Origin of the sequence: Helcococcus sp. KG196 (assembly GCF_046035495.1) — a bacterium.
In the GTDB taxonomy this organism is placed as follows: domain Bacteria; phylum Bacillota; class Clostridia; order Tissierellales; family Peptoniphilaceae; genus Helcococcus; species Helcococcus ovis.
Genome location: NZ_JBFNFI010000010.1, coordinates 26428 through 51863, shown reverse-complemented (window position 1 = coordinate 51863; position 25436 = coordinate 26428). Strand labels below are relative to the sequence as shown.

General features: G+C 28.5%; 16 protein-coding genes. All 16 read left to right on the top strand.

The annotated features are described in order from the left end of the window. Position 1 precedes the first annotated feature (1 nt). Entirely contained in the window at positions 2 to 1237 is a 1236-nt protein-coding gene (locus ABGF45_RS05615) for an LCP family protein (protein ID WP_134711425.1), read from the top strand. Positions 1238 to 1392: 155 nt separating this feature from the next. Next, entirely contained in the window at positions 1393 to 2763 is a 1371-nt protein-coding gene (locus ABGF45_RS05610) for a S1C family serine protease (RefSeq protein ID WP_134711426.1), read from the top strand. Between the two features lie 314 nt (positions 2764 to 3077). Beyond that, on the top strand, positions 3078 to 3611 hold the full coding sequence (gene hpf / locus ABGF45_RS05605; RefSeq protein ID WP_134711427.1) for a ribosome hibernation-promoting factor, HPF/YfiA family: 534 nt from the start codon (positions 3078 to 3080) through the stop codon (positions 3609 to 3611). A 118-nt stretch (positions 3612 to 3729) separates the two neighbouring features. After that, positions 3730 to 6465: a preprotein translocase subunit SecA gene (gene secA / locus ABGF45_RS05600; protein ID WP_134711428.1), complete on the top strand. Its 2736-nt coding sequence runs from the start codon at positions 3730 to 3732 to the stop codon at positions 6463 to 6465. A gap of 249 nt (positions 6466 to 6714) precedes the next feature. After that, positions 6715 to 7809, top strand: coding sequence for a peptide chain release factor 2 (gene prfB / locus ABGF45_RS05595; RefSeq protein ID WP_408112702.1), 1095 nt, complete (start codon positions 6715 to 6717; stop codon positions 7807 to 7809). Continuing rightward, complete coding sequence (locus ABGF45_RS05590) at positions 7806 to 9923, top strand: Tex family protein (RefSeq protein ID WP_408112701.1); 2118 nt, start codon at positions 7806 to 7808, stop codon at positions 9921 to 9923. Before prfB ends, ABGF45_RS05590 begins: the two co-directional genes overlap by 4 nt. After that, complete coding sequence (locus tag ABGF45_RS05585) at positions 9923 to 11614, top strand: proline--tRNA ligase (RefSeq protein WP_134711431.1); 1692 nt, start codon at positions 9923 to 9925, stop codon at positions 11612 to 11614. Before ABGF45_RS05590 ends, ABGF45_RS05585 begins: the two co-directional genes overlap by 1 nt. Positions 11615 to 11922: 308 nt before the next feature. Beyond that, positions 11923 to 13944 (top strand): ABC transporter substrate-binding protein, encoded by a 2022-nt coding sequence (locus ABGF45_RS05580; protein WP_134744264.1) that lies wholly within the window; start codon positions 11923 to 11925, stop codon positions 13942 to 13944. 169 nt (positions 13945 to 14113) lie between these two features. Beyond that, positions 14114 to 15607: an ABC transporter permease gene (locus ABGF45_RS05575; RefSeq protein ID WP_408112449.1), complete on the top strand. Its 1494-nt coding sequence runs from the start codon at positions 14114 to 14116 to the stop codon at positions 15605 to 15607. Then, entirely contained in the window at positions 15607 to 16560 is a 954-nt protein-coding gene (oppC, locus tag ABGF45_RS05570) for an oligopeptide ABC transporter permease OppC (protein WP_134711434.1), read from the top strand. The genes ABGF45_RS05575 and oppC overlap by 1 nt, the downstream gene beginning before the upstream one ends. Before the next feature lie 9 nt (positions 16561 to 16569). Beyond that, positions 16570 to 17643: an ABC transporter ATP-binding protein gene (locus ABGF45_RS05565; RefSeq protein ID WP_408112450.1), complete on the top strand. Its 1074-nt coding sequence runs from the start codon at positions 16570 to 16572 to the stop codon at positions 17641 to 17643. Next, a complete protein-coding gene (locus ABGF45_RS05560; RefSeq protein WP_134744265.1) occupies positions 17630 to 18577 on the top strand; it encodes an ATP-binding cassette domain-containing protein in 948 nt (315 codons plus the stop codon). Before ABGF45_RS05565 ends, ABGF45_RS05560 begins: the two co-directional genes overlap by 14 nt. A 264-nt stretch (positions 18578 to 18841) precedes the next feature. Beyond that, complete coding sequence (locus tag ABGF45_RS05555) at positions 18842 to 20338, top strand: C40 family peptidase (protein WP_408112451.1); 1497 nt, start codon at positions 18842 to 18844, stop codon at positions 20336 to 20338. 104 nt (positions 20339 to 20442) lie between these two features. Next, the gene (locus ABGF45_RS05550) at positions 20443 to 21273 is read left to right on the top strand and encodes a purine-nucleoside phosphorylase (protein ID WP_134711437.1); all 831 of its coding nucleotides are present in this window, start codon (positions 20443 to 20445) and stop codon (positions 21271 to 21273) included. A gap of 42 nt (positions 21274 to 21315) precedes the next feature. Next, positions 21316 to 24075, top strand: a complete 2760-nt coding sequence (locus ABGF45_RS05545) for a UvrD-helicase domain-containing protein (RefSeq protein WP_408112452.1) — start codon at positions 21316 to 21318, stop codon at positions 24073 to 24075. Positions 24076 to 24679: 604 nt separating this feature from the next. Then, positions 24680 to 25222: a hypothetical protein gene (locus tag ABGF45_RS05540; RefSeq protein WP_408112453.1), complete on the top strand. Its 543-nt coding sequence runs from the start codon at positions 24680 to 24682 to the stop codon at positions 25220 to 25222. Positions 25223 to 25436: the final 214 nt, after the last annotated feature.

The following is a 25436-nucleotide window of genomic DNA, read 5'->3' as shown; positions in this document are numbered from 1 at the left end:
TATGAATGATTTAGAAGAAAGAAAAATTTTAGATTTAGAAAATATAGAAGAAGAAAAACCTGCTAAATTTGAATTTTCAAAATTAGTTTTGTCTTTTTTCTTTATAATATCTATAGTTTTCGTTGGTTTTATATTTTTATATAATGTATTTGATACTAAGATGAAAGCCATTATAATATTTTCAATTTTGGTGTTTAATATTTTAAGTTTTATAATTATATTAAAAAATAAAAAATATAAAAAGACAGTAAGATTTATAGTGTCTATAATTATGATATTATTAATAGCAGCTATGTCAGTTTTTGCTATGTATTATCTAAAACTTGATAATTCTATAAAAAAAATGAACCAAAATGTAGAAAACAGTAATCCTAATATAGGATTTGAATCAAAAGATGTGCATACTTCAGAGTCATTTAATGTTTATGTTTCCGGTATTGATATAGGTGGGGATTTGAAGAAAAATTCAAGATCTGATGTGAATATAATTGCCAGTGTCAACCCAAGTAAAGGTAAAGTATTATTAACATCTGTACCTAGAGATACCTATTTACCTATTGCAGATGGGGGAAATGACCAATATGATAAATTGACACATGCAGGTAACTATGGCGTTATGAGTTCTTTACACACCTTAGAAAGATTTTTAGAAATTAAAATTCCATATTTTGTTAGAGTAAATTTTGATTCAGTTGTTAGAATAGTTGATGAATTGGGAGGAGTAGATGTTTATATAGACGAATCTTTTACATCAAATGTAAATCATAAATATTATGAAAAAGGATATACGCATCTAACAGGAAGCGATGCCATTGCATTTGTTAGAGAAAGATATGGACTTGAAGAAGGTGATATTGGAAGAGGCAAAAATCAAGAAAAACTTTTAACTGCTATAATAAAAAAAGTTACACAACCATCAATTTTAAAAAATATAGACGGTCTTTTGAAAATATTAGAAAAAAATGTAGTAACAAATCTTTCTACTAAATCATTAGTTGATTTAGCTACAAATCAATTAATATCAAGAACAAATTATGATGTGAAATCACAAACATTAATGGGAGAGTATACTTTAGACTTACCTTCTTATGCAATGCCTAATTATAGATTGTCAATGATGATTCCAAATGAAGAAAGTTTAATAAAAGTGAGGGAAAAAATAAATAAAATTGTAAAAAACACATATGTAAAAACACAAATTGAAACAATTCAAGAAAAAGATGAGGATTCTAATTAATAAAGACATTAACTTGGAAGCATTGCGAAATGATTAAAATTTTATTTTGCAATATTTCCAAGTTTTTTATTAATCTTCACATTTTAAACAAATTTTACATATTTTGAATACAAATTTTATGTATTATATAGACAAATAATAAATGGGAGGATAATATGAAAGATAATTATAATGATGAATTTAAAAATTGGCTAAATAAAAATAATGATGATGAAAATATTACTCCTGATATTTCAGAAGAAAAAAAGTTTTCAGAGTATAGTGGAAAAGAAAATAATGAAAATCATTCCAAAAATGATTTTGAATTTTCAAATACTATAGATAATAGAAAATATAAAGATAATATATTTTTTAATAGAGAAAGGAATAGAGAAAAGTTTGAATATGTTGATAAAAATTATGTTGATGAACAAATAAAAAATAGTAAACCTAAATTTGGTTTTGTAAAAGCTACAGCATTGGTTTTAGTGGGGTCTATTATAGGATCTTTTATGGGACCATATACTATGGGTTATTTTAATAAAAAAAATAAAACAATATCTGAAAATGTTCAAACAGTTAATATATCTAAAAAGTCAGGGATCAATGTAGAAAATGCAGTAGCTAAAAAAGCTATACCTTCAGTTGTTGGAATAAATACAAAATTTGAGGGAAAGAGAAGTATATTTGGCGAAGCATTAAAAGGTGAAGGTATAGGTTCAGGGGTAATTGTAAGTCAAAATGGATACATACTTACAAATGCTCATGTGGTTCAAAATAATCCAAAAGAAATAAATGTTATTTTTTCTAATGACGATCATGCAAAGGCTAAAGTTGTTTGGAAGGATGAAACATTAGATTTATGTATTATTAAAGTAGACAAAAAAGGATTGCCTGCTGTAGAATTTGGAAATTCTGATGAATTAAATATTGGAGATAAAGCTATAGCTATTGGAAACCCTGTAGGGCTAAATTTGCAATCAACGTTAACATCCGGTTATATTTCAGGATTAAACAGATCAATAACTATGGAAAATGGCTTAATTATGAATGGATTAATTCAGACTGATGCCTCGATTAATTCTGGAAATAGTGGGGGTGCGTTATTAAATGACAGAGGGCAGCTGATTGGTATAAATACTGCTAAAGTTGGAAGTACAGATGGAATCGGGTTTGCGATACCTGTAAATATAGCTAAATCAGTTGTTGAAAGCGTGATAAAAAATGGGAATTTCAGTCCGATACTTTTAGGTATAAGAGGTATAGATTTAAAAAACTATATTCAATATACTTCTGATTATGATTTAGATGTTAAAGAAGGTGTTTATGTAGCTGAAGTTATGCCGGATAGTACTGCATCATATGCAGGGATTAAAGCAGGAGATGTAATTTTATCTATTAATGGTAAAAAAATAGGATCAATGAATGCGTTAAAACAGGCATTATTAAAATATAAAATTGGAGATAAGGTTAAAGTTACCGTATTAAGAGATTCTCGTAAAATAGATTTAAATATAATTTTTAAGGGGGAAAAACCTAATGCTTAAAATTTTCCGGAGATAATATTATAAATATTATCTTAATAAAGTTATCAACAATTTAGACACAACTTCTCCTCAAAATATATTTTCTAGATTTAAGTTATCAACCTGATTTTAATAAAACAAGTGGATAATGTTGATAACTTTATATAATATTTATAATAAAAAATAAATATTGATATTGAATTAAATTTCAGTAACAAAAAAATCACTATTGTGGATAACTTTAGTGATTTTTTTGTTGGAGATTTTCGGTTTTAATTGTTATTTTTTTATTTAAAAGGGTATATAAAAAATAACAAAATAGTAGGAGGTAACATATGAAAGTTCAATATGTTGGGAAAAATATAACTGTTCGAGAAAACTTCAAAGAAGAAGTTGATAAAAAGTTAGGAAGAATAGATAAATTCTTCGATAGTGATATTGAGGCAAAAGCTTCATTTTCAAATCATGGTAATTTCAAAACAGCAGAAATTACAATATGGTTGAAAAAAGGCACTATTTTAAGAGCAGAAGAAACTTCAGATGATATGTTGTCTTCAGTTGATAGAGTTATCGAGTCATTAGAAAGACAAATAAGAAAATATAAAACTAAATTACAAGTAAGAAACTCAGGAGAATCTATTAGATATGATGAGATACCTGTTGATGACTCAACTATTTCGGAAGATGATGAACCAAAGGTTGTTAAAATAAAGAAAATAGGATTAAAACCAATGTTTATAGAAGATGCTGTGATGCAAATGAATCTTTTAGGTCATGATTTCTTTGTATATCAAGATGCGGAAACTGAAAAGGTATCGGTAGTATATAAAAGAAATGATGGTAATTATGGTTTAATAGAACAAAATTAAATTATATATTTAAAAGTTGGTAATGGATTTTCGTCCATTATCAACTTTTTTTGAGTATTTAACCTCATTATGATATAATAAAACGGATTGTAGAAAAGTATGAAAGGAAATATAATTAATGGGCTTTTTAAGAAAAATTTTTAGATCTTTTAGTGAAAAAGAAATAAGTAAATTACAGCCAAAAGTTGATCAAATTTTATCACTGGAAGAAGAATATTCAAAATTAACAGATGAACAATTAAAAAATAAAACAGAAGAATTCAAAGTAAGATTAAAAAATGGAGAAACTTTAGATGACATTTTAGTAGAAGCATTTGCGACTGTTAGAGAAGCATCATGGAGAGTTTTAGGCATGAAGCACTATCCGGTTCAATTAATAGGAGGGATGATATTGCATCAAGGAAGCATCTCTGAAATGAAAACTGGTGAAGGTAAAACCTTAGTAGCTACATTACCTGCATATTTAAATGCATTGGAAGGCAAGGGGGTGCACGTTGTTACTGTTAACGACTACTTGGCGGAACGTGACAAGGACTGGATGGGTAAGGTTTATAGATATTTAGGCTTATCAGTAGGTTGTGTACTTTATGGACTAACTCAAAGAGAGAGACAAGAAGCATATAACGCAGATATTACATATGCAACAAATAATCAACTAGGGTTTGATTATTTAAGAGATAATATGGAAATCTATAAAGAAGATACGGTGCAAAGAGGTCTACATTATGCGATAGTCGATGAAGTGGACTCAATTTTAATTGATGAAGCAAGGACTCCTCTTATTATTTCTGGACAAGGTGAAGAATCTACAGATATGTATTTAAAAGCAGATACATTTGTAAAGACTTTAGAAGGTAGAATTTTAGATCCTGAAGAAACTGAAAAAAATAAATTAGATATGCTTTTAGAAGATGTAAAGTTAGAAACTGTAGATTTTGTGGTAGATGAAAAGAGAAAATCAGCAACACTTACAGAACAAGGTACAGAAAAAGCTGAAAAATTCTTTGGAATTGAAAATTTATCAGATGCTGAAAATATGGAATTAGCACATCACATTAATCAAGCGTTGAAAGCTAGAAATACAATGCATAATGATATTGACTATGTTGTAAAAGATGATGAGATTTTAATCGTTGATGAATTTACAGGTCGTATCATGCAAGGTAGAAGATATTCTGACGGTTTACACCAAGCATTAGAAGCTAAAGAAGGAGTAAATATAAAGAGTGAACAAAAAACTTTAGCGACAATTACATTCCAAAACTTCTTTAGAATGTATGATAAATTAGCTGGTATGACAGGTACAGCTATGACTGAAAAAGATGAATTTGCTGAAATATATAATTCAGATGTTATAGAAGCTCCTACAAATAGACCTGTTATAAGAATTGATGAAAATGATAGAGTTTATGTAAATGAAAAAGCAAAGTTCAATGCTGTAGTTGAAGAAATAAAAGAAGCTCATGCTACCGGACAACCGATCTTAGTTGGTACGGTTTCTATTGAAAAGTCAGAATATTTATCAAGTTTATTAAAGAAACAAAGAATACCTCATGAAGTACTTAATGCTAAGCAACATGCCAGAGAGGCTGAAATTGTTGCTCAAGCCGGCGAATTTGGAAAGATTACAATAGCAACCAACATGGCAGGTAGAGGTACAGATATTGTGTTAGGTGGTAATCCTGAATACATGGCAAAAGCTGAGATGAGAAAGAGGGGTATTGAAGAATATCTAATAGATGAAGCTGATGGTTATGCTGAAACATCGGATGAAGAGATTATTGAAGCAAGAAAAATATTTGCTGAACTAAAGAAACATTTTAAAGAAAAAACAGATGAAAATGCTAAAAAAGTACTAGAAGCAGGTGGATTATTAATAATAGGTACTGAAAGACATGAGTCAAGACGTATTGATAACCAATTAAGAGGACGTGCTGGACGTCAGGGAGATCCCGGTAGATCAAGATTTTTCGTATCATTAGAAGATGATCTGATGAGATTATTTGGTGGACAAGCATTGAAGAGATTTACATCATTCCCAGAGGATGAACCAATAGAAGCCGGTATATTATCAAAAGCAATTCAAAGAGCTCAAGCTAGAGTTGAAGCAAATAACTTCTCAACAAGAAAAAGAGTTTTAGAATATGATAATGTTATGAATAAGCAAAGAGAAGTAATCTATGGAGAAAGAAACGCAGTATTAAATGGAGATAATATCAAAGAAAGCATTATGACGATGTTAGAAACTGTTATTGATGAAGCTGTTGATTTGTTCTGTAATTCTTCAACAAAGAAATCTGATTGGGAATTAGTCGGACTTAAAAATTATTTAGCTGATATATGTGTACCTGCTAATAAATGGACTACATTAGAAGTTACTTCTATTGAAAAATTAAAAGTAGATTTATTAAATATTGCAAAATCAATTTATGAAGTTAAAGAAGAACATATTGGTTCTGAACAAATGAGAGAAATTGAAAGGATAATTCTTCTAAAAGTTGTTGATCAAAAATGGATGGATCATATCGATGCAATGGATCAATTAAAACAAAACATCGGGGCCAGAGCTATTGGTAATGAAGATCCAGTTAGAGCATATGCTAATGAAGGTTATGAAATGTTTAATGAATTAAATCATTCAATTAGAGAAGATACCATAAGATTTTTATTTAGAGTTGAAGCTGAATCAAAACTTGAAAGAGAAAAAGTTGCAAAAGCTGAAAGAGAATCTTTGGAAGGGGCTGCGGACGAAACACCAAGACAAAGAACAGTTTCAAGAAAAGTTGGTAGAAATGACTTGTGTCCATGTGGGTCAGGTAAGAAATATAAAAACTGTCACGGGAAGAATGAATAAAAATATTTATAGCTATAGTAAAATAATTAAAAAGTTATTTTACTATAGCTTTTTATGTTTTAGGGAAAATAAACAGATTAATTTTTAAGCAATTAAAATTTTTTAAGTGTCATAAATTTTTAATTACAATGTAATAATATAATAAATTATTATATAAAATATAGTATTTTACTCTAAAAATATACTTTATTTTATGTTATAATATAGTGATATAAAAATTGAGAGGTGATCGTCATAGAACAATTTGAAATGAACAATGAAATTGAAGGTTTACTTAAGATTATGAATAGCCTAGGGAAATCTTTAGACATTGAAGGTAAAAAAATTGAATTAAAAAAATTACAAGATAAATCATTTGAACCGAATTTTTGGGATGATTCTGAAAAAGCTCAAAAAATAATGATAGAGTTAAATTCTATAAAGGATACAGTTGAAAAATATACCGATATAAGTGATAGTTTAGACTCTGTAAAAGATTTACTTGAAATAATGAGTGTTGAAGAGTTTATTGAAATGCAGGAAGAATTGACATCTGATTTAATTAAAGTTAAGAAAGATGTTTCCAAGTTGAAAATAGAAACATTATTATCTGGAGAATATGATGCTAATAATGCTATAATTTCTATACATGCTGGCTCTGGTGGGCTTGAGGCTACTGATTGGGCAGAAATGATATATAGAATGTATACACGATGGATCGATTCTAAAGGATATAAATATGAAGTTGTTGAATACAATAATGAGGATGGTGGCGGTATTAAGTCTGTTACTTTAATTGTTAAAGGTAAGAATGCTTATGGATATTTAAAGGCTGAAAAAGGAGTTCACAGATTAGTAAGAATATCTCCTTTTGATTCAAATGCTAGAAGACATACATCATTTGCGAGTTTAGATGTTTACCCCGAATTAGATGATGAAATGAATATTGAAATTGAAGAAAAAGATTTGAGAATTGATACATATAGAGCAAGTGGAGCAGGTGGACAACACGTTAATACAACTGACTCGGCTGTTAGGATAACTCATATTCCTACTGGGGTTACAGTGAGTTCACAAAATGAAAGATCTCAAATTCAAAATAGGGCAACTGCTATGAAAATGTTGATGGCGAAGTTGATTCAAATAAAAGAAGAAGAGCATAAGGAAAAAATTGAAGATATTCAAGGAAAATATTCACAAATATCGTGGGGATCACAGATAAGATCATATGTATTTCAACCATACACAATGGTTAAAGATCACAGAACAAATTATGAAGTTGGTAATATTGAAAAAGTTATGAATGGTGATTTAGATGATTTCATAAATTCATATCTTAACATGAAAGAAGTAGAGAAAAGATGAATATAAATAAGAAACTATCAGAAATATTAAATATTAAAGAAAGTCAAATTGAAAAAACTATTGCGTTAATGGATGAAGGAAATACAATTCCTTTTATTGCCAGATATAGAAAAGAAGTTACTGGAAATTTAACTGATGAAGTTTTAAGAGAACTGGAAACAAATCTTAATTATTTGAGAAATTTAGAAACTAGAAAAGAAGAAGTAATTTCATCTATTGAAAAACAAGAAAAAATGACTGATGAATTAATGAAGCAAATTCAAGCAGCTGAAACACTAAAAGAAGTAGAAGATATTTATAGACCATATAAGCAAAAGAAACAAACTAGAGCTACAAAAGCTAAAGAAAAAGGATTGGAACCACTTTCAAACTTCATTCTTACTTGGAAGGAAGGCAATGAATTAATTGAAGAAAAAGCAAAAGAATTTTTAACTGAAGAGGTTGAAACTGTTGAGGATGCGATAAATGGTGCTAAAGATATAATTGCGGAATTGATTTCAGATACAACTGTATTTAGAAATATTTTAAGAAGGGATGCAGAAAGAGCGGGAATATTAGTTTCTGAAAAAGCTAAGATAGATGAATCTCAGGAAGAAGAAGCAAAAGTTTTTGAAAATTATTTTGAGTTTGAAGAAAAAATTACAAAGCTTCCTTCGTATAGAATTTTAGCTATAAATAGAGGTGAAAAATTAGGATTTCTAAAAGTAGGAATTAAATTACTAGATGAAGATAATATTTTTCAAATTGCTATAAGTATTCAAAAACACAAATTCTATGACTCATATAAGTATATTTTCGAAGCAGCAGAAGATGGATATAAAAGATTATTATTTCCGTCAGTTGAAAATGAAATCAGATCAGAATTAACAGAGAAAGCAGAGTCCCAAGCTATTAATGTTTTTGCTGAAAATTTAAAACCATATTTAATGCAAGCTCCGATAAAAGGAACAGTTGTAATGGGACTTGATCCGGGGTATAGGACAGGTTGTAAATTGGTTGTTGTTTCTGAAACGGGAGAATTATTATATGATACAGTAATTTATCCGGCAAAACCAAAAGAAGATATTGACGGCTCAATAAAAGTTATGAAGACATTAATTGAAAAATATGGAGTTGGGCTTATAACAATTGGAAATGGGACAGCTTCAAGAGAAACAGAAGCGGTTGTATCAAAAATGATTAATGAAAATGAGTTTTCTAAAAAGGTATTTTATACAATAGTAAATGAATCGGGAGCCTCTATATATTCGGCTTCTAAAGTTGGTATTGCAGAATTTCCGAATAAGGATGTTACTGTGAGAGGTGCGGTTTCAATTGCCAGACGTATACAAGATCCATTGGCAGAACTTGTTAAAATTGAACCGAAGCATATTGGTGTTGGTCAATATCAACATGATGTAAATCAAGCAAAATTATCAGAAACTCTTGAAAATGTAGTTGAAGACTGCGTTAATACAGTTGGAGTAAATCTAAATACAGCTTCACCATCTTTACTATTATATGTTTCAGGTATAAATGCTAAAGTTTCACAAAACATTATTGATTATAAATTGGAAAACGGTAAATTTACTTCAAGAGAACAATTGAAAAAAGTTAAGGGATTAGGGCCTAAAACATTTGTGCAAGCAGCCGGATTTTTGAGAATTCCTGAGAGTGATAATCCTTTGGATAATACTGCTGTTCACCCCGAATCATATAAGATTGCAAAGCAAATTATGGATAGAGATTTAGAAAATATAAATATTAAAGAAGTATCGGAAGAATTAAATGTTGGGGAATTGACATTAAAAGATATTATAGAGGAATTGAAAAAGCCGGGTCGTGATCCAAGAGAAGATATGCCGAAACCTATTTTAAGGGCTGATGTTTTAAGTATTGACGATTTAGAAGTTGGAATGGAGCTAAAAGGAACTGTAAGAAATGTGGTAGATTTTGGTGCTTTTGTAGATATTGGAGTTAAAAATGACGGTCTTGTTCACATTTCTGAGATAAGTGATAAATTTATTAAGCATCCAAGTGAAGTTTTAAAAGTTTCAGATATAGTAAAAGTTAAAATAATAAATGTAGATAAAGCTAGACACAAAGTTGGTCTAAGCATGAAAGGATTAAAATAATGAAAATGGACAAATATTATATGCCTACTTTAAAAGAAGATCCTCAGGATGCAGAAATTGCAAGCCATAAACTTCTTTTAAGAGCTGGAATGATTAGAAAATCAGCATCGGGTATTTATTCATACTTACCATTAGGATATAGAGTTATTAAAAATATTGAAAAAATTGTAAGAGAAGGAATGGATAAATTTGGAGCTCAAGAGGTTTTAATGTCTGCATTGCAACCTCAAGAAATTTGGGAAGAGTCGGGTAGATGGAAAAAATTTGGTGAAGAGATGTTTAGGTTAAAAGATAGAAATAATAGAGATTTTTGCTTGGGACCTACAGCAGAAGAATATTTCACAACATTAGTTAGAGATGAATTAAAATCTTATAAACAATTACCGTTAAATATATATCAAATTCAAACAAAATATAGAGATGAGAAAAGACCAAGATTTGGTATAAATAGAGCAAGAGAATTTACAATGAAAGATGCCTACTCATTTGATAAAGACCAAGAAGGTTTGGAAAAATCATATCAAAATATGTGGGATGCGTATGAATATATTTTTGATAAAATCGGCTTGGATTACAGAGTTGTTCAAGGCGATAGCGGGCTTATGGGAAGTGGTATTTCTCATGAGTTTATAGCTATGGCTGAAACCGGAGAAGGGGTTATTGTTTATTCAAATGATAGTGATTATGCAGCAACAGATGAAAAATGTGTTGTAACACTTCCTGAACTTGAAAAAGAAGAAGCTCTAGAATTAGAAAAAATTTATACACCTAATGTAAAAACAATTGAAGAGCTTTCATCATTTTTAAAAGAAGATTCAAGTAAATTTGTAAAAGCTATTGCATTAAAATCAGATGATGAATTTTTTGTGGTATTTGTACCGGGCAATAGAGAATTAAATTTATTAAAATTTTTATCATATGTTAAAGTTTCAGAAAATGAAATTCAAATGATGAATGATGAAGATATCCGAAAATTAACAGGGGCAGATGCTGGATTTACGGGACCTATAGGTTTGTCTAAAGAAGTAAGAATAATTGTAGACTCAAGAGTAACAAAAATGTCCAATTTCGTTGTTGGAGCAAATGAAACAGATTACCACATTAAAAATGTAAATTACGGAAGAGACTTTGTAGGTGAAGTTGTTGAAGATTTACTAATGGTTCAAGAAGGTGATAAAGGACCAAATGGTGAAGAACTTTTATTTGCAAGAGGTATTGAAGTTGGTAATATATTCCAATTAGGCACAAAATATTCCGCAGAAATGAATGCTAAATTTTTAGATGAAAATGGAAAAGAAAATTATTTCATCATGGGTTCATATGGTATAGGGATAACAAGAACTGTAACAGCTATCATTGAACAAAACTACGATGAAGATGGGATTATTTGGCCTGAATCTGTTGCTCCATATAAAGTAATTATTACGGTTGTAAAAGTTGGAGATGAAGAACAAGATAAACTTGCGGAAGAAATCTACAATACATTAACAGAAAATGGTGTAGAAGTAATGCTAGATAATAGAAAAGAAAGACCGGGAGTAAAATTTAAGGATAGAGATTTAATTGGTATCCCATATAGGATAACTGTTGGTAGAGATTCTAAAGATGGTATTGTAGAATTTTCAACAAGAAAAGAAAAGGAAAATGTATCTAAAGATTATAAAGAAGTAATAAAAATATTGACAAAATAAAAATTATTTTATGCATTAAATTAATTTTTATGCAGTGTATATAATTTATAAATTTATTAAATAAACTTAAAAACAAGTCTCTAGTGTGTATTTTACACATTTGAGACTTTTTTGTATTGTTTTTTGTTGAATAATATTCAATATACATTTTGTGTGATTCATATATAATTTATAAAAAATTTTTAATATTTAACACAAAAAAACTTGACAATTGTAAATGATTTGATATAATAAGTAACAATATATAGAAATTGGGATGGATAAAAAATCTGGAAAGATATCTATAAAATATACTTTAAGGAGGAATTATGAAAAACAGTAAGAGAATATTATCATTCTTTATGGCTTTTGTTATGGTATTCCTTGTTGCGTGTGGAACAAAGGGAACAGATAAAACAAATTCGGGAAAAGGTAACAAAGTAAAACAAGTAGAAGGTTCTGAAGTAAAAGAGCTAACAATGCCTGGTGGAAATTCACTTGCATCTATGGACTATGTTGTATCAGATAAGGCTGCTGATAATGAATGGAATGCAAACTTTGTAGACGGTTTATTAGAGTTTGATAGATTAGGACAATTAAAAGGTGCATTAGCTGAATCATGGAAAACAAATAAGGATATGTCAGTTTGGACATTTAAGCTAAGACCTGGAGTTAAATGGGTAACACATGAACAAGTTGAATATGCTGATGTTACAGCTGAGGATTTTGTTACAGGGCTAAGACACGCTGCAGAATTCAAATCAAGAACTGCTTCATTACTACAAGGTGTGGTTAAAGGATTATCAGAATTTATGTCTAGTGATTTTTCTGATGCAGCTTGGGAAAAAGTAGGGGTTAAGGCAGTTGATAAATTAACTGTTGAGTATACATTAGAGGCACCAACACCATATTTTGGCGATTTAACAACATATGCTATCCTATTACCAATTAATAGACAATTTTTGGAAACAAAAGCTGGTGCAAAATTAGGAAAACCAGATCCAAAGAATTCAGCATTTGGGTCAACATCACCTGATTCAATTTTATATAATGGTGGTTATGTATTAGAAACATTAGATGATAAATCACAAATTGTTATTGTAAAGAATAAAAAATATTGGGATGCTAAGAATGTATTTATAGAAAAAATTACAGAAGTATTTGATGATGGTAAAGATCCATATTCAAGCAAAAAAGGTTTTGAATCAGGTATTTACCCTTCAATGTCACTGAAACCAACTTGGCCAGATTATACAAAAGTAAGAAAACAATATGAAGAATATGTAAGAGAAACAGTACCAAATCCAACTGTATTTGGTATGGTATTTAACTTCAATAGACAGGTATTTAATAATACAAATTATGCAACAACAAAAGAGGCACAAGATAACACGAGAAGTGCTATTCAAAACCTTAACTTTAGAAAAGCTGTAAGAGCTGCATTTGATAGACAATCATATATTGAAATTGACGCTCCAAAGCAATTAGCTACTCAGGTAAAGAGAAATATTAATAACTTCCCTGAAGCTGCATTAACAAAAGATGGTAAAACATATTATGATTTAGTAAATGAAGTATACAATAATACTACAGGAGAAAAAGTTGATTTACACGATGGACAAGATCCATTCTATGGAAAAGAAAATGCATTGAAATTTATCGAAGCAGCTAAAAAAGAGGGAATTAAATTCCCAGTTCATTTGGATATGTTAGTAATATCAACAAGTGATAGATTAATTAAACAAGCAAATTCATTAAAACAAAGTATTGCTGAAAATACAGATAATCAAATTATAGTTGAATTAGTTCAAAGATCAAAAGATGAAGTTAATACTTTAGCTTATAGAAATGAAGATCCTTCTACTGTAGATTATGATATTTCAACATTTACAGGATGGTCACCGGATTATAACGATCCAAAATCATTTGTAGATATATATTCACCAACAACAGGTGCTTATATGATTAATGTTGGATTAGGTAACTTAGATGAAAAAGGAAATCCAATAAATAATGATTTAAAAGAAAAATTAGGCTTTAATGAATATGAAAAATTATATAGAGAAGCAGATAAAGAATATAAAGATTTAGATAAGAGATATGCTGAGTTTGCAAAAGCTGATTCTAAATTGATAGAAAATGTATTATTTATACCTGTTCAAATGGGTGCTAGATTTGAAATGGTTTCAAAATTACAACCTTATGAAGGTATATATGCTTTGGTTGGTAATTCAAAATCAAAGTATAAATTTAAAAAATTAAATAAGGACCTTGTAAAAACTCAAGATTATAATAATATTAAATCTGAATGGGAAAAAGAAAGAGCTAAATCAGCTAAAAAATCTCAATAATTTAAAATTTAGAGGTTGAATTAAATATTCAGCCTCTTTTTTTATTATTTAATCTAAACATGTTGATTACAAGGTTTTAGGTTGAAAAATATCCCGGATTATTATATAATGTTTGGTATATAATTATCTCTAAAAATAGAAAAAATTTATAGAGAAAGGAGAGTTAATTATGAAAAAATATTTATTTATGAGAATCATAAAGTCTATTATTTCAATATTTGTAGTGCTTGCTATTGTAATAGCTATGCTATATAAAGGTATACCTATTAGTAATATTTTTGATCAAGATAAAACTTATAATAAGTTACAAGGAAATGCAAAGACTATTCATAGATATAGTACATTAGATCAGTTAGGATATTTAGATTATAAGACAATTGGAGCAATGTGTAGTCTAGAATCTAAAGATATTAATGAATGTTTGAAACAAGATAGTTCCGAACAAAAAAGAATTATAAATTTGTTTAAGGATAAAGGTTTTAAAGTTGAGAAACTAACAAAGGGAGGTGTAAATCAAGGACAATATATTGCAACAAGAGAATTTGGTTTACATGAAATTATTTTTAGATATTTTAAACAATTATTTAATTTTGATCATCCAAATAAAGTTGTTGATGAAACAAATCCACAATTAAATGAAAATAGAGGATATTATTTTGGAACAGATCATAACGGAGTACCTGCATTAATGTGTAACGGTTGTGAATATAAATATCAATTATATTTCAATACATCATTTCCGTTTATACATTCAAACTTTTTATCATTAAATTTTGGTAATTCGTTCCCTACAAAACCAGGAACTTCAACATTGGAAGTTATTACTACTCCACAAGGACCATCAGTAAGAAGAGAAGTTACATATCCAACAGGATTTAAAGCTAAAACTGCTGATGATTTATATTCATTAAGATATAAGAAAACTACTGATCACTTAGATAAACAAAAATTTAAGGATAAATATGCTGACGTAAGTATTATAAGCAGGGATCCATCAATGGTTGGGACATCATATCTATTTGGTATTATTACATTAATTTTAGCATATGCATTTGCCTTACCAGCTGGGATTGCAATGGCGAGAAATAAAGGTAAACTAGTTGATAAGATTGGGATTTTATATATTAATATATTAATTGCTTTACCATCATTGGCATTTATATTCTTTATGAAATATTTAGGTTCATTAATTAACTTGCCTGATAAATTTCCACAATTAGGACCAAATAATATTAAATCATATATTATGCCGGTTCTTATTTTAACTATCTTATCTACATCAGGAATTATGACATGGATAAGAAGATACATGATAGATCAGTCTACATCTGACTATGTAAAATTTGCAAGAGCAAAAGGTTTATCACAAAAAGAAATATTTAAAAATCATATTTTGAAAAATGCTATCATACCAATTGTAAATGGTATTCCAGGTTCAATCGTTTTAGCGATAGGTGGAGCTGTTATAACAGAATCTGTTTTTGCCATTCCTGGTATGGGTAAGATGTTACCTGATGCTATTAATTCTGTAAATAATAATATGGTTATTACATTAACGTTTATATTTACAACTTTATCGATATTTTCATTATTAGCGGGAGATATATTATTGACAATAGTCGATCCAAGAATTTCATTAAATGCTAAGAAAGGAGACATATAATGACTGAAGAAAAAATATTATCTAAAGAAAATTTAACAGATGATATGTTTGAGTTTGTTCATGTAAGCTCAAGAGAATCAGAAAAAATTGCTACTCCTGAATATTCCTATTGGGGTTCGGTATTTAAGAAATTTTTCTCGTCAAAAGTTGCGGTATTTATGTTGGTTGTTTTAGTTATTGTTTTATCTGTTTCATTTATACAGCCAATATTTTCCGGATATGATAATTTAGATTTAAGATATGTTAATGACAGATCTAAACATTTTTTACCACCAAGTTCTGAACATTTATTTGGTACTGATGATGTAGGTAGAGATGTATTTAATATGGTTTGGGCTGGAGCTAGAACAAGTTTAACAATTTCATTTATAACTACATTTATAACAATGACATTAGGTATTGTTGTAGGAACTATTTGGGGATTTAATAAAAAATTAGATTTCTATTTAATGGATTTTTACAATGTTATATCCAATATCCCATATTTACTGATAGTTATGATACTTTCGTATGTATTGGGAGGTGGTACGTGGCAATTGATTTTTGCTTTGTCTGCAACGTCATGGGTTGGACTTGCATATTTCATGAGAGTTCAAGTTTTAATTATTCGTGATAGAGAATATAATATGGCATCTAAAGTTTTGGGTTCAAGTACATGGAAGATTATTAAACATAACATTTTGCCACATTTAATTTCAGTAATTGTAACTTCAGCTGCTGCAAGATTGCCGGGATACGTTTCGACAGAAGTATTTTTAGGTTTTGTTGGGGTAGGTTTAGATGAAAAAATACCATCCTTAGGGAGAACGATACAAGCTCACTCACAATATATGCAATCTAAGTCATATTTGTTTATATTACCGGTTGTTGTTATTGCTATAATAACAGTTTCTTTATATATTGTAGGACAAACATTGGCTGATGCTAGTGATCCACGTAACCATGAAGTTTAGGGGGAGTTTATGGAAAATAATAAAAATGTAATACTTTCTGTAAAAGATCTTGAAGTAAAGTTTGCGGTTCGTGACAGAGAGTTAACAGCTATAAGAAAAATTTCTTTAGATTTTGAAGAGGGAAAAGTAGTAGCTTTAGTAGGCGAATCAGGATCTGGAAAATCTGTTTTTACTAAGACATTTACAGGAATGTTGGATGAAAATGGGGAAATATCAAATGGTGAAATTTGGTTTGAAGGACAAGATTTATCAAAATTTAAGACAGATAAGGAATGGTTAAATATTCGAGGGAAAAAAATAGCTACTGTATTTCAAGATCCGATGACATCATTGAATCCTGTGCGTACAATAGGATATCAAATTTCAGAGGTGATTATAAAGCATCAAAAGAAATCAAAGTCCGAGGCAAAGAAAATTGCAATCGAATTGATGGAAAAAGTTGGAATTCCTGAAGCTGAAAAACGATTTAATGAATATCCTTTTATGTATTCAGGGGGGATGAGACAAAGAATTGTTATTGCGATTGCATTGGCATGCAGACCCAAGATTTTAGTATGTGATGAACCAACTACTGCGTTGGACGTTACAATTCAAGCACAAATTATTAAATTGATTAGAGATTTATCAATAGAATATGGATTTACTACTATCTATATTACTCATGATTTAGGTGTTGTTGCTAAAGTGGCAGATACAGTTGCTGTTATGTATGCCGGACAAGTTATAGAATACGGAACAGCTGAAGAAGTATTTTATGATCCTAGACATCCTTATACATGGGGGTTATTATCTTCACTTCCTCAACTTGAAGAAGATGGAAAAGAGTTGTTTGCTATTAAAGGAACTCCACCAAGTTTATTCAATGAAATAAAGGGAGATGCATTTGCTCCTAGAAGTGAATATGCAATGAAGATTGATTTCGAATTAGAACCTCCGATGTTTAGGATTAGTGATACACATTATGCCAAAACGTGGTTATTACATGAAAAAGCACCGAAGGTTGAAAGACCTTCAGCATTAAATAATTTACATGAAAAAATGTTAAAAGCTACATCAAAAGGAGGTACTTATGGAACAAAATAATAAAGAAGTACTAGTTGATGTTAAAGATTTAGAAGTTACTTTTACAAATGGGAAGAGAAAGTTTGTGGCGGTGAAAGGCGTAAATTTCCAAATTTATAAAGGTGAAACATTTTCATTAGTAGGAGAATCCGGTTCAGGAAAAACTACAATTGCAAGAGCTATTATTAGACTTAACAAGACATCAAATGGAGATGTAATGTTTAAGGGTGAAAAAATTAATGGAGATATTTCAAAAGAGAAATCAAAAACATTAAAAAAACAAATTCAAATGATTTTTCAGGATCCGGCAGCTTCGTTGAATGAAAGAGCAACTATTGATTATATAGTTGGTGAAGGTTTAGATAACTTCAAATTATATAAAGATAAAGAAGAAAGACAATTAAAGATAAATAATGCTTTAGATTCTGTAGGGTTGTTACCAGAGCATAAGTCAAGATATCCTCATGAATTTTCAGGGGGGCAAAGACAAAGAGTTGGTATTGCAAGAGCTATAGTAATGAGTCCGGAATTAATCATTGCGGATGAGCCAACATCTGCACTTGATGTTTCGATTCGTGCACAGGTTTTAAATTTGTTAAATAAGTTTAAAAAAGAAGAGGGATTAACATACTTATTTATAGCTCACGATTTATCGGTTGTAAGATATTTTTCTGATAGAATTGCTGTAATAACAAAGGGAAGGATAGTAGAAGTTGCACCAACTGAAGAGTTATTTAGAGCACCAATTCATCCTTATACAAAATCATTGTTACAATCAGTTCCGATACCTGATCCGAAAATTGAAAAATTTAAGGAAGTTCACGTGTATGATGAAAGTTTGGCTAGTTCAATTACAGAAAATCATATGTTAAGAGAAATTGCTCCGGAACATTATGTATTTTGTACAGAAGAAGAAGTTGCTAAATTTAAGGAAGAATATTCAAAATTTAACTAATGAAGATTTAAGACTGACATATTTTTTGTCAGTCTTTTTTTATTTAATAACACTTTTATTTTTGATATTTAAAATTAATGAAAAACTTAAATATTTAAGATTATTTAATGTGTTTTGATAAAAATTATTTATGTAATTCGAACAGATATTATTACAAAAAATTAATATATAACAAAAAAGTTACTATTATTATTGCAAAAAAGTTACAAAAAATATATAATTTAATACATAAGTTACAAAAAAATTACAGGAACGGTGATTTAAATGGATAAAAAAAATATAAAAAAAGCGGGGATTCTAGCTTTATCAACTGCACTAATAAGTGGGGCTTTACTATTTCCTTCATTATCATCTGCTAATGATGAAATGTATAAATTAAATAATAAAGTTAGTGTTTATATGAATGCATATGACGCTAAAAATAGAAAGAATGCAGCGGGGAAATTTGGTGCAGGAGAATATTATGTATTTAGAAAATTTGGGAACTATATAAATATTTCTGACACGCCAGGAGAGCCGGGAGGATGGATTAATCCATCTGATAATAAAGAAGAAATAAAGAAGGTATCTTCTGTAAAAATGACTGAAGTAAAGACATCTGAAAACAAATCAATTAGATTAAATAATGATGTGATTACATTAAATGTAAATACACCTATTTATATATCTGCTTCAGATGCAAAATCTTCAACTGATCAGAGAGGTACTTTTTTCCCTGGTACATATTATATATACAGAGAATATGATGGAGCATTTAATATAACAAGAGAAAAGGGCATTCCGGGAGGATGGATATATTTTGATAGTGAAACAAAAAATGAAATAAAAGTTTCAAATAATTTACCTAAAATAAGTGAAACTATTGAAACTGCTAAGCAAACCTTGGAAGTTATTTCGGGTAAAAGAAACGATGATGTAATTAATATTGTAGATCAAAATAAGTTTATATTAAAAACTAAAGTTAGTGGATTTATGACGGCATATAATGCTGAAAACTCTTTAGAAGATGTAAATACAGTTTATCCGGGCGAATATTATGTGTATACAAGATATAATGGAATGATAAATGTTACAACACAGAAAGATGTACCGGGTTCTTGGATCAATCCAAACCACACAAAGGTTGTTGAAGTTAAAATTGAAAAAACTGAAACTGAAAAAGAAGAAATTAAAAAAGAAGAAACTAAAAAAGAAGAAACTAAAAAAGAATCAGTAGAAGAAGTTAAAGAAGAAAAAAAACAAGAAGAAAAATCTTCAGATGTTATGGAAGAAGTAAAAGAAACATCTAGTGAGGTTTTGAAAGAAGAAAAACAAGAAACCACTTCGGAAGTAGAAAAGAAAGTAGTAGAAAAAAAATCGGCGGAAAAAGAAGTTGTTAAAGAATCCGCACAACAATTATATGATATTGTTGACTTTGCAAGGCAATATGTAGGTTATAATTATGTATATGGTGGCATGAGTCCAAGTATAGGATTTGACTGTTCAGGATTAACAAGTTATGTGTTAAAAAATACAAAGGGAATTTCAATCGCTAGAGGAGCTCAAGGGCAGTTTTATGGTGGGCAACCGGTAAGTAAGGATAATCTGCAAGCGGGAGATTTAGTATTTTTTGGTGATTCTATATATGATATTAATCATGTTGGAATATATGACGGAAATGGTAATGTAATTCATGCTTCTACAGAAGATACAGGAGTTATAGTAAGCAATTTCTACTCATCATGGTATCAAAATTATTATGTTGGAGCAAGAAGATATTAATTTGATTTATTAAGGAAAATAGGCAAGATACATCAGTATCAAGCCTATTATTTTTTTTGTTTATATTATATAATTAATATAAGAAATTATATTAAGGAGATGTTATGACAGAAAATATCATTTATACAAAATTAAAAACAGCATATAATGATTTAGTTAAAAAGATTGATTTCAAGCCGGAGCTTGCAATAACATTAGGTTCGGGATTAGGCAAACTTGCTGATGTTGTAGATGTTGAACAAGAAATTTCATATTCAGATATTGAGGGATTTCCTGTTTCTACTGCTCCCGGACATAAAGGAAGATTTGTATTTACACATATTCACGGCATTCCTACTGTAATTATGCAGGGGAGAGTTCATAGATACGAGGGATATAGTGCTTCAGATACGGTAATTCCTACTAGATTAATGGGAATGATGGGAGCTAAGACACTTATAGTTACAAATGCAGCAGGTGGAGTTAACAAAAACTTTAGTATTGGCGACTTGATGATTATCAGAGATCATTTAACACAATTTGTTGAATCTCCATTAATGGGGCCAAATGTTAAAGAATTAGGAACAAGATTTCCTGATATGACTGAAGTTTATAATAAAGAATATAGTGATACAATTGAAAAATTAGCTAAACAAAAAGGAATTTCAGTTCAAAATGGTGTGTATTGCCAATTTTCAGGTCCGGCATATGAGACTCCGGCTGAAGTAAGAATGGCAAGTATTTTAGGAGCTGATGCAGTAGGGATGTCAACTGCTATCGAAGCTATGGCTGCAAAACATATGGGAATGAAAGTTTGTGGTATTTCACTTATTACAAATTTAGCAACAGGAATCTCAGAGGTTGAATTGTCAGAGCAAGAAGTAATTGAGGCTGGTGAAAATGCTTCAAAATATTTTATTGATTTGGTATTAGACTTTATAAAAACATTGAAATGAAATCATCCTCACATTTTGTGAGGCTTTTTAATAGGAAGAAATATGAATATAAATTATAATCAAAATGAAGCTATAAATACTATAGATGGACCGGTATTAATCATTGCAGGACCGGGTACGGGCAAAACTTTTACATTAGTTGAGCGAGTTATAAATATGGTTGCAAATTTAGGTATTGATCCCTCTAAAATATTAATTTCAACATTTACAAATAAGGCCTCTTTTGAATTAATTGACAGATTGTCAATTAAATTTAAGGAATTAAATATACATAAAGATGTAAATGATATGATGATTGGCAATTTTCACTCTATTGCAAGACGAATATTAGATGAATATATAGATTTTACACCTCTTAAGAGAGGGTATATACAGATTGATTCAGTTGAACAAAATTATCTTATAAATAGGTTTTTACCATATTTTAGAAATATTGATGGATATGCTTATGTGATAAATAAAAATAGAGAAGTAAAAGATATAGCAAAGATAATAAATAAAATTTGTGAGGATGGTATACTTGATAGAAAATCAGATAATCAAAGATATAATTTATATTTCAAGATAGTTGAAATGTATGAAAATATTTTAATGAAATATAATATGATTGATTTTTCTCATGTACTTTTTTATACATATAAGTTACTAGTTGAATATCCCGAAATTAAACAATCATTAAGAAAAAAGATTAATTATATGATGATTGATGAATATCAGGATACAAATATTATTCAAGAAAAAATAATCTTTGAATTATTAAATGAAAATCAAAATATTTGTGTTGTAGGCGATGATGATCAAAGCCTTTATAGGTTTAGAGGTGCTACTGTAAAAAATATTTTAGAATTTGGGAAAAAATTTGAAAGTGTTAAGAAAATAAACCTACAACAAAATTATCGTTCAGAAGGAAGTATAATAGGATTTTATTCTAAATATATGAATGATTTAATTGAAAGTAATCCGGATTTGAGCCAATACAGATATAAAAAAGTACTTTTTTCTGATAGAATTGCTGGTTGTGAAAGAGTAAGAAGACTTACAGCAAATTCTGATGAACAATGGTATGAAAAAATTTATGAACTTATTTATAATTTAAAAAATAAAGGAGCAATAAATAATTATAATGAGATTGCTTTATTATTTGGTTCTTTAAATCATGAAAAATCTAGAAAGTTAATTTCATTTTTAAAAAGTAGAGATATAGACGTATATATGCCTGCTACATCTACTTTAATTTCACAAAATGAAATACGAAAAATATTAGGTGCACTTTATGCAGTTTTTAAAAATGTGATAATAAATAAAGTTAAAAACTTTGATCGTGAAACACAAGTATTTTTAGACAACTGTTATGATAATTTTTATAAATCTAAATTAAAAGAAGATGAGCTTGATCAGTTTATAATAAGAATGTCTAACTATATTTCCTCAGAAGATATTAAAATTACATTACATGATATATGTTATAGGTTATTTGCGTATAAACCTTTTTTTAACTATATGAATGATATTGATAGGGCTAAGAAATATTCAAGATTTTTAGAGTTGATTGATGCATTTAATTTAATTGAAGGTATTTATACTATAAATTCTTCTAATATAGAAAAATTTGTTAATGTATTCTTTTATGAATTTATAAAATTTATAAAGGATGAAAAAATTTCTGATTTTGAAGAAGAAACAAAAATTCCTGATAAAAATTCTGTAAGTGCATTAACCATTCATGCTTCAAAAGGAATGGAATATCCTGTAGTTATCATGGCTTCAATGTGGGATAAAGTATTTAACAGTTATAAAAACAAGCTTGATGATGACTTAAATAAAATTAGTTTTATGTATGAAAAAGATACTTCATTTGAACCAAGTGAAATGATAAATTTATTAGATTTTTATAGAAAAAATTATACGGGATTTTCAAGAGCAAAGGATTTGTTAGTTTTAGCAGGTCTTGAAACAAATTATATTTCCGTATCAGACGATTTGAGGCAAATCTTTTTAAGTTTAGATGAAATTGACTTAAATGATTTGGATATAGAAAAGGGAAAAGCTAAGGATAATAAAGTGAAATCTTTATATTCTTTTACAGCAGATATAGTACCATACAATAACTGTCCATTTGAATATTTTTATACAAGGAAATTAAAATTTTCAATGCCAAAAACTCCAAGTCTTTTCTATGGTTTAGTTGTCCATGAATCTATTGAATACATTAATAAAAAGATTATAAAAGGAAGAGATGTTTCTAAAGAAGAAATTTCAAATATTGTGTTAGAAATTTCAAGACAAAAATATATTCAAGGTGCAGAAAATTTAAATAGAGAAATTGTAGATAAAGCGATAAAAGAAGTTTTGTTATATTATAATTTCTTAAAAACTTTAGGTAAACCTGTAGAAAGTGAGTTAAATATTACTATGTCGACAGATAACTATGTAATAACCGGTAATGTCGATATGATTTATGAAAAAAATGGAGAATATCATATAGTTGACTTTAAGACAGGTACACCACCGGATGAAAATGATGGGCATCATTCACTTGAAACTTATTTTAATCAAATAAACCTATATGCACATTTATTTGAACTTACTAAAAATAAAAAAATTGCAACAATGTCACTATATTTTACAGATTTAAATGCAAAAAAACGTTTATTCATTTTTGAATATGATGAAGCTAAAAATATAGAAATTCAAAAAATGATAGATGATACAGTTTCAAAGATTGAAAATGAAGAATTTAATATATCAGATAAATGTAAAGAAAGCAGGAGTTTATTGAAGTTTTTTATGGCTAAAAAATAACAAAAACTCATTTACGACACTAGTCCTTGCTTAACGAACTGACCTCCTTAAAGTCGACTTTTATAGCCTACTTTAAGGAGGTCAGTTCGTTTGTTGTGGCTGCGGAGGTGTATAAGTGGGTTTTATTTATTTTATATAATGTAATATAAAACCAAAGGAATGAAAAATAAAAATTTGGTTCTATAATATCAGAATGATTAGTCCTTAAAATGAACCAAATATATAAAATATAATTAAATGGTTTTAAATAAATGAATCTTAAGATATAAAAATACAAGAAAATTCAAACCAAAATAAGAAAACAAGTAGAAATGGTTTTAAATCCACTTATTTGAATGCTGAAAATTCAAACCAAAATAAGAAAACAAGTAGAAATGGTTTTAGATTTACTGTTGAAGCTACGAATGTGTATAAGTGAATTGTATTTATTTAAAATTAATTTTATTATGAATAAAAAATAGATTGTTAATAAAAGTAAATAATTATAAAAGTATTGAATTTTAAGTGATATATAATATTTCTAATCAAATTTTTAAATTTTAGTGGATATTTTTTTTTTTTTGTATAATTAATATAGTTTATTATACAAAGGAGGTAAAAATATTTGGAAAATAAAAAAGAAAATACAAAAGATGGAAGATTATCTAAACAATTAGGTGATTTTGGAGAAAATTTAGTAGTGTTTTTGCTTGGTAATTTAAAAAAACATAGAGTAGCTTTAGTAGATCATGAAGGAGCTGATATTATTGCTACAGATAGAGAAAATAGTAATTTTAAATATGCTGTATCTGTCAAAAGTAGATGGTTTCAAACAGATGATGCATCGACATCTTTCGATGAAAAAAATCAACGAAAGCTAATAACTTTTGCAAATGAGTTTGGTATGATTCCTTGTGTTGCTTATGTATTAATTGATAAATTGTGTAAATACATAGACGTTTATATCTTAAAGTTAGAAGATTTTGAAAAATTAGCAATAGATCAAAATTTTACGGGAATAAAAAAACGAAGTAAAGGTCTTACAATAATTAATACAACTGAAGGAAATCAAAAGAGTTTAAGGGAATGCAATCTTATAGATCATACTAGAATTAATTTTGAATTATGGAAAGATAATTTTTTGGGTAAAGAAGGAAATTTAGAATAAAAAATTTAGGAGGAGAAAAAATACTTTAAAAGAACTATATAAACTTGAAAAAATAGATTAGTAAAATTAATTTGTAATTTAATTTTAAAATTTAAAAATTCATTATTAAAAATTCTAAATGGTAAATTCTAATATATAAAAATTGATAATAAGGGAAATATTATGAAAATAAATATTAAAAATAAATTAATAGTAATATCTTCTATGTACAAGA